The following is a 16,002-nucleotide window of genomic DNA, read 5'->3' as shown; positions in this document are numbered from 1 at the left end:
GTCGTCGAAGGGTGGTGGGGGCGGGTCAGCTCAGCTTGAGCAGCACCTTGGGCCGGGTACGGCCGCCGTCCGCGAGCCTGAGATAGGCGTCCCGGGGACGGTCGTACGGCAGGACGGCGTCGATGAGCGGGGACAGTCGCAGCGCGCCCGAGGCGACGGCGTCGAGCAGGGGTTTCCAGTGCGCGATGCCGGACAGCACGCCGTGCAGGGTGATGTCGCGCAGGACGAGTTCCGCCGTGGGCATGCCGTCGACCGCGTGGTGCGGGGTGCCCAGTTGGGCCACGCGGGCGCCGTGCGCGCACAGCAGGGGTGTGGCGCGTACGGCGGCCGGTGCGCCGGATGCCTCGATGACGGCGGTGAACGTGCCGTGCGGGGCGTTCTCGGGCGGGTCGGTGTCGAGGCCGAGCTCCGTCGCGAGGGCGCGGGCGGGTGCGGCGGGGTCGTAGAGGTGGACCTTCGCGCCCCGGGCGCGGGCGAGTTGGGCGGCGGCCAGGCCCAGGGTGCCGCCGCCGAGGACGGCCACCCGGTCGGTGGCGTCGATGCCGAGCCGGTCGACGGCGTGCATGGCGGCGCTGCACGGTTCCAGCAGGGCGGCTTCCTGGTCGGTGACCTGGTCCGGCAGCCGCACCAGGGTGTGCGCGGGCACGTGCAGGTACTGGGCGGCGGCGCCGGGTTCCGGGCCGAGGACGCCCATCTCGCTGCGCCGCGGGCAGGAGGCGATGCGGCCTTCCGCGCAGTGCGAACAGGCGCCGCAGGGGCGGAAGTTGTGCCCCGTCACGCGCTCGCCGACACGTATCTCGTCGATGCCGTCGATGCCGTCGATGCCGTCGATGTCGTCGGCGACGGCCACGACCTGGCCGCTCCACTCGTGGCCGGGGACGAACGGGTAGTTCTTGAGGCCGTCGTGCACGTAGTTGCTGGAGCCGTCCCAGAAGCCGAGGTCGGTGCCGCACAGGCCGACGTAGCGGACGGCCACCAGGCAGTGTCCGGGGCGCAGTTCGGGGGTCGCGACCTCCGCCGTCCGGACCCTTTCGGGGCCGGTGAGCAGCAGGGCGGTCATGGACGGGGGCACGGAGGCGCCGGTCATCGGGTCACCGCCTCGGCGAGGGCCGGCGCGGTGGTCAGCATGGTGCGCAGGCCGTCGGTGACGTCGGCGGGCTGCCAGCCGGGGATGCCGGTGACCGGGGCGAAGTCGTCGCAGTGCAGGGAGGAGTAGCGGGGACGGCTGGCCCACTCGCTCTCCGCGCGCGGCACCGGGGTGGCCAGGGTCTCGTCGGCGCCCGCCAGGCGGTACGCGGCGAAGGCGAAGTCGTGGCGGCTGAGCTGGCGGGGGCCGGAGAGGTGCGACAGGGGCTCCACGGCCCTGCGGTCGACGCCCGGGCCGCACATCGCCCGCAGGACGGTGGTGACGTCGTCCAGGTGGACGGGGGTGAACCACTGGTCCTCCGGCGCGGCCAGGGGCTGTCCGGCGAGGGCGGCGGTCAGGCAGCGCTCGGCGAAGGTGACGCGTTGTCCGGGCGGGGACCAGCCGCCGTAGACGAGGCTGACCCGCACGACGTGGCCGCCCGCGTCGAGTACGGCCTGTTCGGCGGCCAGTTTGACGTGGCCGTAGACGTTGGCGGGGGCCGGCGGGTCGGCGGGGGTGCGCAGGGGTTCGGTGCCGGGGTAGACGTTGTCGGTCGAGACCAGCAGGATCCTGGGGCCGAACTCCTCGGCCACCGCCCGGGCGAGGCCGGCGTGCGCCTCGGCCGCGTCCTCGGGGTGGGCCTCCATCCAGGTCACGTCGCTCGGGCCGTGGGTGAGGACGACCCGGTCCGGCTGCCACCTGCGGAGGGCGGCGCGCAGGGCGTCGCGGCCGTGCCCGGTGCCCAGGTCGCACGGCTCGTGGTGGGCCGTACGGGCGCCGCTGCGGGCGACCGTGTGCACGGTGGCCGCGTCGCGGCGGAGGGCGGCGGTGAGGGCGGAGCCGATGAGACCGCGGCCGACGACGGCGATATGACGAGGTGTGGCACTCACGGGGATCACCCGACCCTTTCGTGCGCAGGGGTGTGCGGGTGCGTGCTCGTGAGCAGCCGTGCCCCGCCGGTCGCCGGGTCGCGGTCCAGGGTGAGCAGGGCGAGGGTGTCCACGAACGTGGCGAGGGTCGGTTCCGTGCCCGTGAGGGTGCCGCCCGCCACGCCGATCACCGCGGCGCCGGCGGCGTGGCCCGCGCGGGCGCCGGGTTCGGCGTCCTCGACGACGACGCACTCGCGCGGGTCGACGCCGAGGGCGCGGGCCGCGGTGAGGTAGCCCTCCGGGTCGGGCTTGCCGCGGGTGACGGCGTCGGCGGTGACGAAGACGTCCGGTTGGCGGTGGCCGACGGCGGCCAGGCGGGCGGACGCCAGCGGGCGGGTGCCGGAGGTCACCACGGCCCACGGCACCGGTGCCCTGTACGCGCCGCTGTCCAGGGCGGCGATCAGCTCGGCGGCGCCCTGGCAGGCCGTCAGGCCCTCGGTGTCGGCGGCCTGTTCGGCCTCCAGGGCGACGGCCTCGGCGGCGGCGTCCAGATGCGGCGCGAGGAGTGCGATGGTCTCCACGGACGGGCGGCCGTGGCAGGTGGCGAGCACCTCGTCCGCGTCCAGTCCCTGCCGACGGGCCCAGTCGGCCCAGGAGCGTTCGACGACGGTTGCGGAGTGCACCAGCACGCCGTCCAGGTCGAACAGCACGGCACGCACGGGAATTGTCGTGGTCGCTGACTTTCCCCCGACGGACAAGGGAGCCTCCTCGAACTTGGCTGGGGCACAGAAGTGCGGAATGTTTGCCGGTATGTTGCAGGGGTGTTGCCGAAGTGGTTGCGCGGCAATGGGATGCCGCCCGGCAATGGGATGCTGCCGGGCAATATCGGGCGGCCGGCTCGTTGGACCGTAACCGGCTCGTTCGACCATAAAGGGACCCGTTCCCCGCGGACAACGCGCGCCGGTCATGACGTCCCCCACAGGGACTGTGTCAGTTTTCGGCGTGACCCATGGCGTTGCCGGACTCCATTATTGACCCCGGATTTGTTCGGCGAATTACCGGAGTCGCCCCCATGCCGTTGCCCGTTTTCGCTCTGATGTTGTGCGTGTTCTGCGTGGGGACCGCCGAGATCGCCATCGCCGGAATTCTGCCCGACGTGGCGGACGGCCTCGGTGTCTCCGTCCCGTCGGCCGGCCTGCTGGTCACCGGGTACGCGGTGGGCGTCGCCCTCGGCGGCCCGGTGATCACGCTGCTCACTCTGAGGGTGCCGCGCAAGGCGCTGATGGTGGGCCTGATGGCGGTGTTCCTGGCCGGCAACGTCGGCAGTTTCCTCGCCGCGAACTACGCGACGCTGATGGGCGCCCGCATCGTCGCCTCGCTCGCCCACGGCACGTTCGTGGCGATGGCCGGTCTGGTCGCCGCCCGTATGTCACCGCCGGACCGGCAGGCGACGGCGATCGCGCAGGTGTCCCTGGGCTTCAACCTCGCGAACATCCTCGGCTCGCCGCTGGGCACGTTGGTCGGCCAGCGGTGGGGGTGGCGGGCCACGTTCGCCGCGCTCGCCGTCACCGCGGTCGCCTCGATCGTGCTGGTCCTGCTCGCCGTACCGGGCCGGATCGGCGCCGACGACGGCGCGGGGACCGGGGCGCCGGGCGGCTCGGTGCGGGACGAGGTGCGGGTGATGTGCCGGCCCGCGGTGTTGGCGTCGATGGCGGTCACGGTGCTGGCGCAGGGCGCGGTGTTCACCACCTCGACCTATCTGGCGCCCCTGATGCGGGACGTCTCGGGTTTCCCGGCGGGCGCGATGAGCGTGCTGCTCGCGGTGTTCGGGATCGGTGCCGTCCTGGGCAACCTGGCCGGCGGCAGGCTCGCCGACCGGGACCCGACGCGGGGCGCGGTGCTGTGCCTGACCGCGCTGGTGGCGGTGCTGGCGCTGTTCTGGGCCGTGGCGCCCCACCGCTGGCCGGCAGCCGCCGTGCTGCTCCTGTTCGGGGCGGCGGGGTTCTCCATCATCCCCGTCCTCCAGTCGCGCGTCCTCGCCCTGGCCGCGTCCGCGCCCCTGCTCGCCCTGTCCGCGAACGTCTCCGCCTTCAACCTCGGCAACGGCTTCGGCGCCTGGCTCGGCGGCGCGGTCATGGACCAGGGCTGGGGCGCCCGCTCCGTCACCTCCGCGGGCTGCGCCGCCGCGGCCGTCGCCCTGCTGGTCATCGCCCCCATGTGGGCACGTCAGCGCGGCTTGCGGACCCGCCCGGCGGAGGGGTCCGGGCAGGAGCGGCGGCCCCTCGTCGAAGCCGGTGACGGCGACGGGGCGGCCGCCGCACACGCCGGGCCGGCCGGCAGCGGCGACGCCGAGCCGACCGCGCCGGCCGGTTCCGGTGCCGGTTCCGCCGGGCGGCGGGAGGCGGCGCGGTGCGTCGGCGAGTGACGCCGCGGCGGCGGGGCCGGTGGTCCGGTGCATGACGGCGGGGCGCCGAGGCGGGCGGCCGTGGTCCTCCGAGCCGCCCCCGAGCCGCCTCCGAGCCGCCCCGGGCGGCCCCCGGGTCGAACCGGTGCCACGCGCGGCGCGCAGCATCACCGACCGTCGGACTCCGCCCCGTACCCCGCGGCGGAGCGACGCCCCCGGAGGCGGGCCGGTGGTCCGGTGCATGACGACAGCGCGCCGGGGTGGGCGGCCGTGGGCCTCCGCCCCGACCCGCCCCGACCTGCTCCGATCGGCCCCGACCCGGGGTCCGGACCGGCCCCACGCGCGGCGCGCTCCGCGCAGCACCACCGCACCCAGACTCGGCCCCGTACCCGCCCCGTACCCGCCCCGACCCGTGGCCCGGACCGGCCCCACGCGCGGCGCGCGGCGCGCAGCACCACCGCCCCCCCGGACTCGGCCCCGTACCCGCGCCCACCTCGACCCCCACTTCCAGAAGGAGCCCCATGCGCTGCATAGTCGCCGACGTCGGTGGCACCACCCTGCGGACCGCGTGCTGGGACGCAGAGGCCCAGGCCCTGACCGGTGTACGACGGGTTCCGGTGCGTGGCACCGGAGGGCTCGACGCCGAGGACGTCACGGACGTGCAGAGCTCGGTCGTCGAGCAGCTCGTCGAGGAGATCGAGCTGGCGCGCGGGAGCGCCGAGGGGCTCGGTGCGGTGGCCGTCGGGGTCGCGTTCGCCGGGCCGGTCACCGGCGACGGGACCGTCACCGGGGCGCCCACCGTGTGGGGCGGCGGCGGTCCCGCGCTGCCGTTGGCCCGGCTGCTGCGGGAACGTACGGGGATGCCGGTGACCGTCGTCAACGACACGACCGCCGCGGCCTGGCGGTACGCCGATCCGGGCGGTCCCGCGTTCTGCCTGTTCACCGTCAGCTCCGGCATCAGCAACAAGATCTACGTCGGTGACGACGTCCTGGTCGACGCCGGCGGCCACGGCGGCGAGCTGGGACACCTGCTGTGCGACCCGGCGCCGGACGCGCCCCGCTGCGACTGCGGCGGCCGCGGCCACCTCGGCGCGCTGGCCTCGGGCCGCGGCATGCTGGCCGCCGCCCGCAGGGCCGCCCGCGCCGAGCCGGGGGCGTTCGCCGTGTCCCGGCTGGCCGAGCTGTGCGCCGGTACGGCGACGCCGCCGCAGCCGGACGACATCACCAACCGGCAGCTCGCCCGGGCCGCCCGCGAGGGCGACCCCTTCGCCGTCGCGGTGGTGCGGACGGGCGTGGCCCATCTGGCCACCGCGGTGAGTTCGGTGTTCCTCGCCGCCGGGATACGCCGCTATGTGTTCGTCGGCGGATTCGCACTCGCCGTCGGCGAGCGTTTCCTCGACGTCCTCGCGGAAGAACTCCTGCGTGTGGGCTGCTTCGGGCTCACCGAACCGGAGATCCGCGACATGCTCGCTCTCGGCGCACCCGACGACGACCACTGCCTCGTCGGAATGGGGCGGCTGCTCGTAAAGCGGCACCATGCCGAGATGTCGTTTCTGACAAAGTAGCGGGCGGCTTCTCGAATTACTTGCCCAGTGTATTCGTCGCCTGCTGGACTGTGAATGTCCGAATGCCTGGATGTCCGAATGCCTGAATGCAGTGGACGCAGTGGACGCAGGCCGGAATTACGGAAAACCTCAGCAATAACTCTGTGGAGGCAGCATGACTCGGGACAACGCGCCGACGGGCCTTTTCACCCGCAGTGCGCAGGTGGACGTCTGGCAGGTCAACGCGGTGAAACCGGTCAGCTACGAGATCAGGATGTGCGACGACGCCTTCGACCCGGCGGACGAGGCCCTGCTGGAACCGGCCTCCGTCACCGGCGGCAACCGGCGCCGTTTCGTCGTCATCGACGCGCACGTGGAGCGGCTGCACGGCGAGCGGATCCGCGCCTACCTCGACCACCACCGGGTCGACTACCGGATGCACGTGGTGGAAGTCGACGAGACCCTCAAGGAGTTGGCGACCCTCGAGGACATCGTGCGGGCCCTGGACGCGTTCAGCATCGACCGGCGCCGCGAGCCGCTGATCGCGATCGGCGGCGGGGTCCTGATGGACATCGTCGGACTGGTGGCGAGCCTGTACCGGCGCGGCACCCCCGTCGTGCGGGTGCCCACCACCCTCATCGGGCTGGTGGACGCCGGTGTCGGCGTGAAGACCGGCGTCAACTTCAACGGGCACAAGAACCGCCTGGGGACCTACTTCCCGGCCTCGCTGACCCTGCTCGACCGTTCGTTCCTGGCCACCGTGGACCGCCGGCACATCTCCAACGGCCTGGCGGAGATCCTCAAGATGGCCCTCATCAAGGACGCCCGCCTGTTCGACCTGCTGGAGGCGCACGGGCCGTCGCTGATCGAGAACCGGCTCCAGGGCAGCCGCTGGGGCGCGGGCCGGACGGCCTGCGAGGTCGTCCAGCGGGCCATCCACAGCATGCTGGAGGAGCTCCAGCCCAACCTGTGGGAGGCCCAGCTGGAACGAGTCGTCGACTACGGGCACACCTTCAGCCCCACCATCGAGATGCACGCCCTGCCGGCGCTGCTGCACGGCGAGGCGGTGTGCGTCGACATGGCGCTGACCACCGTCATGGCCGCCCGCCGGGGCATGGTGAGCGCCGCCGACCGCGACCGGATCCTCGCGGTCATGGACGCCCTCGAACTGCCCACCTGGAACGACCTGTTGGAGCCCGGGCTGCTCGCCCGCGCCCTCGCCGACACGGTCCGCCACCGGGACGGCAGGCAGCGGCTGCCGCTGCCGGTCGGCATCGGCGAAGCGGCCTTCGTCAACGACGTCACCCCCGCCGAACTGGCCGCCGCCATCGACGACCTGCGCACCCTCGGCACGGCCGGCCGCCGCGGCGCGGTGCTCGAGGAGGCGGCGTGATCGTCGCCGACGTCTCGGAGGCGGCCGAGGTCCACGGAGTCCACGGCACCGAGGGACTGACGTACTGGAAGTGCCTGGCCCGGCGGACCGGGACGGACGGTTCCTGGGAGGCCGTCGAGTGGGCGTCGCTGCCGCCCGGCGCGGTCAGCGGGGAGCATCTGCACACCCGCACCGAGGAGATCTACTTCGTCCTGACCGGCGAGGGCGAACTCCTTCTCGACGGCGAGCCGCACGCCGTGGGCCCCGGCTCGATGGCCCTGACCCGCACGGGCAGCACCCACGGCCTGCGCAACACGGGGGCCGAACGGCTCGACTGGCTGGTCGTCGAGATGTCGACGCCGCACACCCACGCCGTGCTCACCGGGGCACGGCGGTCCGACCGGGAGAACGCCATGCCCCGCAGCACCGTCCACCTCCTGCGGGAGGACACCGTCGTCGACCCCTCGGTCAGCTTCGACGGCCCCCTCCGCACCATCCGCACCCTCGCCCTGGACGAGGGGGAGAGCCTCGCCCTGGCCGCCGACGGCACCGAGCACGTGCTGTTCGTCCTCGCGGGCGAGGGCACCGCCGCAGGCAGCGGCACCGAGGTCGCGCTCGCGGCGGGCAGCGCGCTGACCCTGCCGCTGGGCGGCGAGGTCGAGGTCATCGGCGGGCCCGGCCGGCTGCGGCTGTTCCACGCCGTGATGGCCGTCGCGCCCGCGGTCGGGGAGGTGACCGCCGCATGATCGTCTCCCGGGCGGCGGCACACGCCGTACGGCAGGGCGGGCCCGAGCGGCGCTGTCTGGCCCGGCGCGGCATGCTGCACAGCGAGTGCGAGGCCGTCGACCACGTACGGCTGCCGGGCGGCGGCGCGGTGGAGGAGCGGGGGCGCAGCGGCACCGACGAGGTGTGGCTGGTGCTGTCCGGCGCGGTCGCGGTCGAGGAGTGCGACAGCCTCCCGTGGACGCTGCGCACCGGCGAGGTCATGCTCAGCCCCGCCGGCGCCCGCCCCCGGCTGACGGCCGCGGACGGCGGAGCGGAGCTGTTGCTGATGGCCGTACTCCCGCACGACCGGGTACGAAGGCTGCCGCGGCGCGCCCCGGAGCTGGCCCATGACTGAGCCGCAGCCGGCCGGGGCGGGACGGCGGGGCATCCCGACCGCGGGCAACGTCGACCACGTCGCCTACACCGTGGCCGACTTGGACAAGGCCGTCGCCTTCTTCGTGGACGTGCTCGGCGGCGACCTCGTCTACCGCGAGGGGCCGATCCGCCGGGACGACGACTGGATGGCCGAGCGGCTGGACGTGCATCCGCGGGCCGTCGCCCGGATCGCCATGATCCGGCTCGGCCCCACCTGCAACGTCGAGCTGTTCCAGTACACGGCCCCGGATCAGCGCACGGACCCGCCGCGCAACCACGACGTCGGCGGCCACCATCTCGCCGTCGCCGTCGAGGACATCGACGCGGCGGTGGCGTACCTGGGCGCCCAGCCGGGCGTGGAGATCCTGGGCGGCCCCGAGACCATCAAGGACGGCCCCATCGCAGGCAACCGCTGGACCTACCTGCGCACGCCCGTCGGCATCACCCTGGAACTGCTGTCCATCCCCGACGGCGGCCTGCCGTACGAGAAGGAGACGGACGCCCGGCGGTATGCCGGGGAGCCGGGCGGCTGGGGCGGCGGACGCTGAGCGCTGCGGGCGCTGACGGCCGGGGCCCGTGAACGGACGATCCGTTCACGGGCCCCGGCCGTTCTCGGGTACGTACGTCAGCGGCGTCCTTCGCCGAGCACGAGCGCGGCGTACGCGGCCGAGGCGAGCGTCATGTGGCGGTGCCAGCCGGCGTAGGAGCGGCCCTCGAAGTCGCGCAGGCCGACGCGGGCGCCGGTACGGGCCGTGTCGCGGGCCGCCTGGTCGGCGAGGCCGGTCAGCCGGTGCAGTTCGGCGGCGGGCGCCTGGGCCAGGGTGGTCAGCCAGAAGTCGGCCCGGCCGGGTTGGTCCGTCCGCCACTGGGCGTACAGCAGCAGTCCGTCCCGCGGCCTGCCGTCCGGGCGCGACGCGGACGGCGTGGCCCGGGGCCGGGGCGGGGCGACCCGCGCGGTCGCGGCCCGGACCCCGGGGGCGACCTCGTACGTCCGCAGCCAGGGCGCACCCGGGACGGCGACGAGCCGCTCGACGGGCAGCGCCGTACCGAGGGCGGGCCGGCCCGAGTGGCCGAGCACCTGGAGGGTCACGCCGCCGGACAGCCGTACGGCGGCGGGCAGTGGGGAGGAGGTGAGCGCCCGCAGCGCGCCCTCCGTGTCGTCCGCCGTGCTGTCCCACAGGACCGGTGCCGGCGCCGTCGCTCCCGTTTCGAGCAGGGCCGTGACCGGGCGTCGGCCGGGGCCGAGGTCCACCGCCTGTGCCGTGCGGCCGGGTGGGCTGAGGACCCAGTCGACGGGGGCGTTCAGGTTCTGGCGGGCGTACCAGAGGCCGTGGGCCTGCTGGCCGTTCGTCACCTGGCCGGTCTCGGGGACGAAACGCCGGTGCACGCCCACCGAGTTGCTGCCCGACTTGGGGATGAGCAGCGGCCGGACGACCCAGGCCTGCGGTGGTGCGAGGTCGGTCAGATGGCCGGCGAGGGCCTCGCGGACGGGCTGCCAGCTCCAGGGGGCGTTGCAGACGAAGTGGTGCAGGCGCTGCGCGGCCCCGGAGTCGCCGAGGGCGCGGGCGATGTTCCGGACGGACTTGCGTCCGGGGGCGGTGAGCAGGCCCCGGAGGTACTGCTCGCCCTTGAGACGGTGGCCGGCCCGGGAGAAGGACGGGAAGAGACGGTCGGACAGCTCGGAGACCAGGGACTCCGTGCAGGGGGAAGATCGTGCGGCGCGCGGGGAAGCGATCGCCGCGCATGGGGACGTCAATCCCGACGCATACATGACACACCCCTCCTTGCAGGGTGACGAGTGGAGCGGCCACCTGCCGCGAAGGACATGCGCCCGGGCGGGGACCTCAGGCGCCGCGGGCGGCCACGCCGGGACACCGGCGCGTCGGGACGCTCGGCCCCGCCGGGTCGTCGGCCGCCCCGCGCCGCAGCGTCGCGAGCGCGTGGGCGACGGACGCCAGCGTCATGTGGTGGTGCCAGCCGGGATACGAGCGGCCCTCGAAGTCGGACAGCCCGAACTCCGAGTTCAGCGCGGCCAGCGACGCGTGGGCCGCGTCCGCGTGCCGCAGCAGCCCGCGCACCCCGCCGGCCGCGAGGTGACGGGAGTTGGTGACCGCCCAGCGGACCGTCCGCCCGGGCCCCGGGGCCCGCAGCCGCCACAGCCGCAGCACCTGGGCGCCGACCGCACCGCTGCCGGCCTCGACGGGCCGGACCAGTGCCGTGCGGACGACATCGTCACCGTCGTACGACGGCAGCTCGTCCAGCCGCACCGCACGGGCCGGCCCGCCCACCGGCACGACCCGCTGCCAGGTGCCGGTCTCGGCGAGGAACACCGTGCCCCGCCGGGTGAGTTCGGCGGCCAGCGGCGCGAGGTCCTCGGCGCACCGGGCGTCCGCGACCACCGGCAGCGGGCCCGCGCCGGAGGCCAGCGTCAGCGCGTGCTGCCAGGCCTGCCGGGGTGCTGCGGAATCGGGCAGTCGCACGCGCCGCCGCCGTTCGGGGTCGGCGCACCACTCCTGGTCGAGGACCAGACGCCAGTCCACGGGAACCGCCCTGCGGCCGGTCGACAGGAACAGACCGACACCCACCTGGGCCGTGACGGCCCGTCCGCCGGCCGGGTCGAAGTGCGCGCCGACGCCCACGGAGTGGCTGCCCCGCTTGGGGATCAGCGCCGCCGTGAGCACATGGGCGCGCACCGTGAGCCGTTCGGCGACCCGGCGTGCCAGCTGTTCCCGGACGGGTGTCCAGTCCCAGGTGCTGTTGCCGACGAACTGGTGCAGCGCGTGCGCCGCCTCGGGCGAACCCGTCGCCGCCAGGGCGAGGTTGCGCGGGGACTTGCGCCCCTGCGCGGTCAGCAGGCCGCGTACGTACACCTGCGCCCAGTGACGTTGGTCGCTGCGCGGCAGGTGACCGAAGAGATCCTCCATCCTGCATCCCCTTTGCCGACGGCTACACCACAGAGAATACAGAACGTTCTCTTTGTTTTTCGACCCGGGCTGTCCCGGTTGGTGCGACTTCGCCAAGTCGGGCAGGGAATTGCCTGGTGGTGAGGGGTGCAGATGTCAGGTGGGCGGTTTGGGCAGCGCGAGGTCCCACACCAGCGTCGCGTGGTGCGCGGGTGCCGCGACCCGTTCCGCGCCCGGCAGGCCGTCCAGCCGTACGGCGGTCTCCGCGCCCGCGACGACCGAGAGCGCGAGGGCGACGACGGCCTGCGGCGAGGCCCACGCGGCCAGCTCCTCGTCCGCGCGCCCGACGAGATCGTGCAGCAGCGGCAGCCAGGTCCCGTACCAGCCGGCGCCGACCGCCGAGCGGTCCCAGGTGAGCCGGGCGGCGGCCCGTACGACGACCTCCTGCTCCAGCAGACGGGCCAGGGTGCGGGTGAAGCCGACGACGTCGGCGACGCCGGCCGGGCCCGGCCGGAGCGGCAGCGCCTGTCGGGTCGTCGTGCCGCCCGACTCCGCGACCGCGTCGGCCAGTTCGCCCTTCGTCGCGAAGTGGAAGGTCAGGGCACCCATGGTCACTCCGGCGGCGCCGCTGATCCGGGCCAGCGAGGTGCCGGCGAAACCGTGCTCGGCGAACTCCCGGGCCGCCGCGTGGATCAGGGCCCGACGGGTCCGCTCGGCCCTTTCCTGTCGTGCCACTGTCCGTCTCCGATCACACGAAGACGCGCCGACCGGGCACGGCGTGGTTGCCCATGCCGGACGGGGAGAGGCCGTCGCCCGGCTCTGGACGACTGCCGCCCGCACAGGTCCCGGTCCGCGCGCACGGCCTACAGATTCGCAATTCGCCGATCCTAAGGGGCGGTTGGGAGCAGCCCTACGACCGGGGCGAGGGGGCCACGTACTTTGTCACCTCGGGCACCGGGCCCAGGTGACGTACTTCGTCACCTCGGCCACCGGGGTCCGCGTCATGCCCGAGTCATACCGGCGCCTGCCCCCGCTCCACGCTCACCATCAGCCGCTGCCTGACCTCGGCCGGAGCCAGACCAGGCAGCAGGTAGCGCCAGAGCGAGGCGATCCGTTCCGGGAGGTCGGCGCGCCGGGTCGCGACCTGGGACATCACCTGCGTACCGGTGAAGCTCGCCACGAGGACGGCCGCGAACTCCGCCTCGTCCACCTCTGGCAGCAGCTCGCCGCGCTCACGGGCCACGTCGAGTTCGCGGCGGAACTGGTTGATCCACCACTCGTAGACCGAGTACTCGTCGAGGCCCGACTCCTCCTGCTCGACGGCCAGCCGCACGCCCGCCCTGAGCAGGACGTTGCGCTGGAGCTCGTGGGCGAGGTGCAGCGTGATGTCCACGAGCTGCTGGAGTCCGGCCGGGTCCGCCGGCAGCTTCAGCTCCTCGGCCTGGTTGACGATGACGGCCCGCGCCAGGTCCTCCTTGGACTTGAAGTGGAAGTACATCGCTCCCTGGGTGGAGCCCGCGCGCTCCAGGATGCGGCTGATGCTCGTGCCCGAGTAGCCGCACTCGTCGAACACCTCGGCCGCCGCGTGAAGGATCAGCTGCTTCGTGCGGACAGCGCGTTCCTGCTTGGGCCGTGCCATCGGCTCTCTCCTCTGTCGATGCCTGTGAGGCCCTCGTCGGCCCCGTGACGTCGCCCCTTCGACAAAAAACAGAACGTACTCTATTTTTTTCTGCGACGCAGCCGGCGGCTGCACCGAAGCCCTTCAAGTGGGGGAGGTTCCGTCATGACCACCTTTGTGTGCGAACAGCAGCAGCCGAGCGTGGCCGACCGGCCCGTGACCCGGCGGCTCGTCCACAAGTCGGACGCCGAAGAGGTCCTGCTGACCCGCTGGCGCCGTACGGCTCCCGACTCCTTCCGGGTCGCCGCCTGCTGGCCCGGCGACCATTCCTTCTATACGGCCGCGTCCGGGGCGTACCAGCCCCTACTGGTAAGCGAAACGATTCGCCAGCTCTTCCCGCTGCTGTGCCACGCCGGGTACGAGGTGCCCGACGGCCACCACCTGGTCTGGGAGGAGTACGAGTTCGACCTCGCACCCGAGGCCCTGCACCCCGGCCCCGCGCTGCCCGAACTGCGGGTGACCTGCAGCGACATCGCGCGCAGGCGCACCCATGTGGCCGCCATGACCATGGACGTCGACCTGGTGCGCGACGGCGCGGTCCGCGCCCGGGCCCGCTCGCGTTTCACCATCCAGGCGCCGGCCGTGTACGACCGGCTCCGCGGCGACCGCGTGGACACCGCCAGAGCGATGGCCGCGGCGATACCTCCGCCGGCGCCCGCCCCGGCCGAGGTGCTCGGACGGGACCGTACCGAGGACGTCGTCCTGTCCCCGACGGAACACGCGGACCGCTGGCAGCTGCGGGTCGACACCCGCCACGCCAAGTACTTCGACCATGCCGTCGACCACGTACCGGGGATGCTTCTCATCGAGGCCGCGCGCCAGGCGGCCCAGGCGGTACGGCATCCCGCACCCGTGCTGCCCGTGGCCATGGAGACGGCCTTCCGCCGTTACGTCGAGTTCGACACCCCGTGCTGGATGGAGGCCCGGCCTCTGGACGGGAGCACGGACACGGTCCGGGTCGTCGCCCGCCAGGACGGCGAGGTGCGGTTCACCGCGGACGTACGGACGCAGGCCCGCTAGGGGCGGGTGCTACGAAGCCGCCGCGTCCCCGGCGTCGTACTGCTCCCGTGCCTCCCGGACCTCCTCGATGTGGGTCTCCGCCCAGTCCTTCACCGCGAGCAGCAGCAGGCTCAGGCTGCTGCCCAGTCCGGTGAGTTCGTAGTCGACGCGGACGGGGACGGAGGGGGTGACCGTGCGGGAGAGGATGCCGTCGCGTTCCAGTGAGCGCAGCGTCTGCGTCAGCATCTTGGGGCTGACGCCGGCGATCTTGCGGGCCAGGTCGCTGTAGCGCAGGGGGCCGGGGGCGAGGGCGGAGACGACGAGGCTGACCCACTTGTCGCTGAGCCGGTCCAGGAGCTGGTTGGTCGGGCAGCTCTTGAGGAACGCGTCGTACGCGGTGCGGGCCTGTTCGCGCCGCTGGGCCGCCGTCATGGTCGCCATGGCTCACCTCCGGGGTATGTACGCACCTTCGGGTAACTACTTCCCGATGGATAGTAACTCTTCCTAGGGTTGCCGACAGCTGAGGAGATACCGAAGCAGTCGGTGACGTATGGGGAGTTGAAGGACATGCGAGCTGTGGTGGTGACGACGTTCGGCGGGCCCGAGGCCGTGCGGGTCGTGGAGACGGAGCTGCCCGAGCCGGCGGCGCGGCAGGTGCGGATCAAGGTCGCGGCGGCCGCGCTGAACCCGGTGGACGCCGGGGTGCGGGCGGGGGTCTTCGGCGGCGCGGGCAAGCAGATCGGGCTCGGCTGGGACGCGGCCGGGACGGTGGACGCGACGGGCGTGGGGAGCGCCTGGAGCGTCGGCGACGAGGTGGTGGCGCTCGACTACGGCATGGTCAAGCCGCTGGGTACACACGCCGAGTACGTGGTGGTGGACACGGACGCCGTGGCGCTCGCCCCGAAGTCGGTCGACGCGGTGGCGGCGGCGACCCTGCCGCTGAACGCGCTGACCGCCGTACAGGCCCTGGATCTGCTGGAGTTGACGCCGGGCCGGTCGCTCCTGGTGACGGGGGCCGCCGGCGCGGTGGGCGGCTACGCCGTCCAGCTCGCCGCGTACCGAGGGGTGTCGGTGACCGCGCTGGCCCGTGAGGAGGACGCGGAGCTCGTACGGTCGTTCGGGGCCTCGTCCTTCACGGCCGGTGCGGTCGAGCCGGGCAGCGTCGACGCCGTGCTGGACGCGGCGGTCCTCGGGGAGAGCGCCCTGGAGTGGGTGCGGGACGGGGGCGCCTTCGTCGGCGTCATCCCGCAGGCGGCCCCGGCGCCGGTGCGGGGCGTGCGGGCCGCCGCGGTCGAGGTGAGCGCCGACGGGGCCCGACTGGCCGAACTGGCCGGCCTGGTGGACCAGGGGGTGCTGACCCTGCGGGTGGCCGAGACGTACGCCCTGGACGAGGCTCCGAAGGCGCACGCCCGGCTCGCGGAGGGCGGGGTTCGGGGGCGGCTGGTGCTCGTTCCCTGATCACCGGGACGGAGGTCAGGCCAGTGCGCCCAGCGTCATGGCCGCGACCACTGGGGCGGCGTACACCAGCGGGAACGGGATGTGCGCGTACCACCGCGCCCGTGCGACGGTGACGACCGCCCCGGCGAAGTACAGCACCAGGCCCGTCCCGGCCGCGACCCCGACGACGGGCACGAACAGGCCGACCAGCAGGCCGACGGCCCCGGCGGTCTTCGCCGCGCCGAGCCAGGGCCACCACGAGCTCGGCACCCGGTAGTCGGTCAGGGCCTTGGTAATCCACTCGGCGCGGGTAAGGACGACGACTCCGGAGTAGCCGGCCATGGCGGCGGCCAGCAGGGTGACGACGGTGTGGGCGACGGACATGGCGTGCTCCTCGTTGGCGGGCTTGATCGCGGTGGGCTTCATCGCGTTCACCGGGTTGACGGGGAGCGGGGCGGGAGTGTGACAGGGCGGCCGATGACTGCATCGATACGAGTTGCTACGCAGCCCTCTACGCCCAGGTCCAGAAC

The 16,002-nt window shown here is 73.8% G+C and carries 17 protein-coding genes; 8 read left to right on the top strand and 9 right to left on the bottom strand.

The genetic code is table 11. The features are described 5' to 3' along the window. Positions 1-25: 25 nt before the first annotated feature. From ADK57_RS29280 to ADK57_RS29270, 3 genes are read right to left on the bottom strand one after another with little or no spacing between them, the layout of a single operon-like run. A complete protein-coding gene (locus ADK57_RS29280) occupies positions 26-1,087 on the bottom strand; it encodes a zinc-dependent alcohol dehydrogenase (protein ID WP_053752612.1) in 1,062 nt (353 codons plus the stop codon). After that, the gene (locus ADK57_RS29275; RefSeq protein WP_159050167.1) at positions 1,084-2,016 is read right to left on the bottom strand and encodes an SDR family oxidoreductase; all 933 of its coding nucleotides are present in this window, start codon (positions 2,014-2,016) and stop codon (positions 1,084-1,086) included. The genes ADK57_RS29280 and ADK57_RS29275 overlap by 4 nt, the downstream gene beginning before the upstream one ends. A 5-nt stretch (positions 2,017-2,021) precedes the next feature. After that, a complete protein-coding gene (locus ADK57_RS29270) occupies positions 2,022-2,714 on the bottom strand; it encodes an HAD-IA family hydrolase (protein ID WP_199830709.1) in 693 nt (230 codons plus the stop codon). 353 nt (positions 2,715-3,067) lie between these two features. Here ADK57_RS29270 and ADK57_RS29265 point away from each other — a divergent pair, with 353 nt between their 5' ends. The 6 genes from ADK57_RS29265 (at position 3,068) to ADK57_RS29240 (ending at position 9,003) form a co-directional block, all read left to right on the top strand. Continuing rightward, complete coding sequence (locus ADK57_RS29265; protein WP_159050166.1) at positions 3,068-4,420, top strand: MFS transporter; 1,353 nt, start codon at positions 3,068-3,070, stop codon at positions 4,418-4,420. A 500-nt stretch (positions 4,421-4,920) separates the two neighbouring features. Then, the gene (locus tag ADK57_RS29260) at positions 4,921-5,964 is read left to right on the top strand and encodes an ROK family protein (RefSeq protein ID WP_053752609.1); all 1,044 of its coding nucleotides are present in this window, start codon (positions 4,921-4,923) and stop codon (positions 5,962-5,964) included. Positions 5,965-6,118: 154 nt separating this feature from the next. Further along, on the top strand, positions 6,119-7,336 hold the full coding sequence (locus tag ADK57_RS29255; RefSeq protein WP_053752608.1) for a sedoheptulose 7-phosphate cyclase: 1,218 nt from the start codon (positions 6,119-6,121) through the stop codon (positions 7,334-7,336). Continuing rightward, positions 7,333-8,061 (top strand): cupin domain-containing protein, encoded by a 729-nt coding sequence (locus tag ADK57_RS29250; RefSeq protein WP_053752607.1) that lies wholly within the window; start codon positions 7,333-7,335, stop codon positions 8,059-8,061. The genes ADK57_RS29255 and ADK57_RS29250 overlap by 4 nt, the downstream gene beginning before the upstream one ends. Further along, positions 8,058-8,435 carry a hypothetical protein gene (locus tag ADK57_RS29245; protein ID WP_053752606.1) on the top strand — a complete coding sequence of 126 codons (378 nt, stop codon included), beginning with the start codon at positions 8,058-8,060 and terminating at the stop codon, positions 8,433-8,435. The genes ADK57_RS29250 and ADK57_RS29245 overlap by 4 nt, the downstream gene beginning before the upstream one ends. After that, positions 8,428-9,003 (top strand): VOC family protein, encoded by a 576-nt coding sequence (locus ADK57_RS29240; RefSeq protein ID WP_053752605.1) that lies wholly within the window; start codon positions 8,428-8,430, stop codon positions 9,001-9,003. Before ADK57_RS29245 ends, ADK57_RS29240 begins: the two co-directional genes overlap by 8 nt. 77 nt (positions 9,004-9,080) lie before the next feature. Here the strand turns inward: ADK57_RS29240 and ADK57_RS29235 are convergent, their stop codons facing one another. From ADK57_RS29235 to ADK57_RS29220, 4 genes are all read right to left on the bottom strand, one after another. Continuing rightward, complete coding sequence (locus ADK57_RS29235) at positions 9,081-10,226, bottom strand: transposase (RefSeq protein WP_053752604.1); 1,146 nt, start codon at positions 10,224-10,226, stop codon at positions 9,081-9,083. A gap of 73 nt (positions 10,227-10,299) precedes the next feature. Then, positions 10,300-11,379, bottom strand: coding sequence for a transposase (locus ADK57_RS29230; RefSeq protein ID WP_053752603.1), 1,080 nt, complete (start codon positions 11,377-11,379; stop codon positions 10,300-10,302). Between the two features lie 135 nt (positions 11,380-11,514). Further along, on the bottom strand, positions 11,515-12,093 hold the full coding sequence (locus ADK57_RS29225; protein ID WP_053752602.1) for a TetR/AcrR family transcriptional regulator: 579 nt from the start codon (positions 12,091-12,093) through the stop codon (positions 11,515-11,517). A gap of 277 nt (positions 12,094-12,370) precedes the next feature. Then, a complete protein-coding gene (locus ADK57_RS29220; RefSeq protein ID WP_053752601.1) occupies positions 12,371-12,997 on the bottom strand; it encodes a ScbR family autoregulator-binding transcription factor in 627 nt (208 codons plus the stop codon). 144 nt (positions 12,998-13,141) lie between these two features. On the opposite strand from ADK57_RS29220, the gene ADK57_RS29215 reads away from it, so the two are divergent. Further along, positions 13,142-14,056 carry a ScbA/BarX family gamma-butyrolactone biosynthesis protein gene (locus ADK57_RS29215; RefSeq protein WP_053752600.1) on the top strand — a complete coding sequence of 305 codons (915 nt, stop codon included), beginning with the start codon at positions 13,142-13,144 and terminating at the stop codon, positions 14,054-14,056. Positions 14,057-14,065: 9 nt separating this feature from the next. Here the strand turns inward: ADK57_RS29215 and ADK57_RS29210 are convergent, their stop codons facing one another. Further along, complete coding sequence (locus ADK57_RS29210; protein ID WP_053752599.1) at positions 14,066-14,476, bottom strand: winged helix-turn-helix transcriptional regulator; 411 nt, start codon at positions 14,474-14,476, stop codon at positions 14,066-14,068. 126 nt (positions 14,477-14,602) lie between these two features. Here ADK57_RS29210 and ADK57_RS29205 point away from each other — a divergent pair, with 126 nt between their 5' ends. Continuing rightward, on the top strand, positions 14,603-15,493 hold the full coding sequence (locus tag ADK57_RS29205; protein WP_053752639.1) for an NADP-dependent oxidoreductase: 891 nt from the start codon (positions 14,603-14,605) through the stop codon (positions 15,491-15,493). A 15-nt stretch (positions 15,494-15,508) separates the two neighbouring features. Here the strand turns inward: ADK57_RS29205 and ADK57_RS29200 are convergent, their stop codons facing one another. Continuing rightward, complete coding sequence (locus tag ADK57_RS29200; protein ID WP_053752638.1) at positions 15,509-15,856, bottom strand: DoxX family protein; 348 nt, start codon at positions 15,854-15,856, stop codon at positions 15,509-15,511. Positions 15,857-16,002: the final 146 nt, after the last annotated feature.

The sequence above is a fragment of the Streptomyces sp. MMG1533 genome, assembly GCF_001279775.1.
GTDB lineage: Bacteria > Actinomycetota > Actinomycetes > Streptomycetales > Streptomycetaceae > Streptomyces.
Note: the sequence above shows the minus strand (reverse complement) of the source record. Positions and strands in the feature narration are given on the sequence as shown.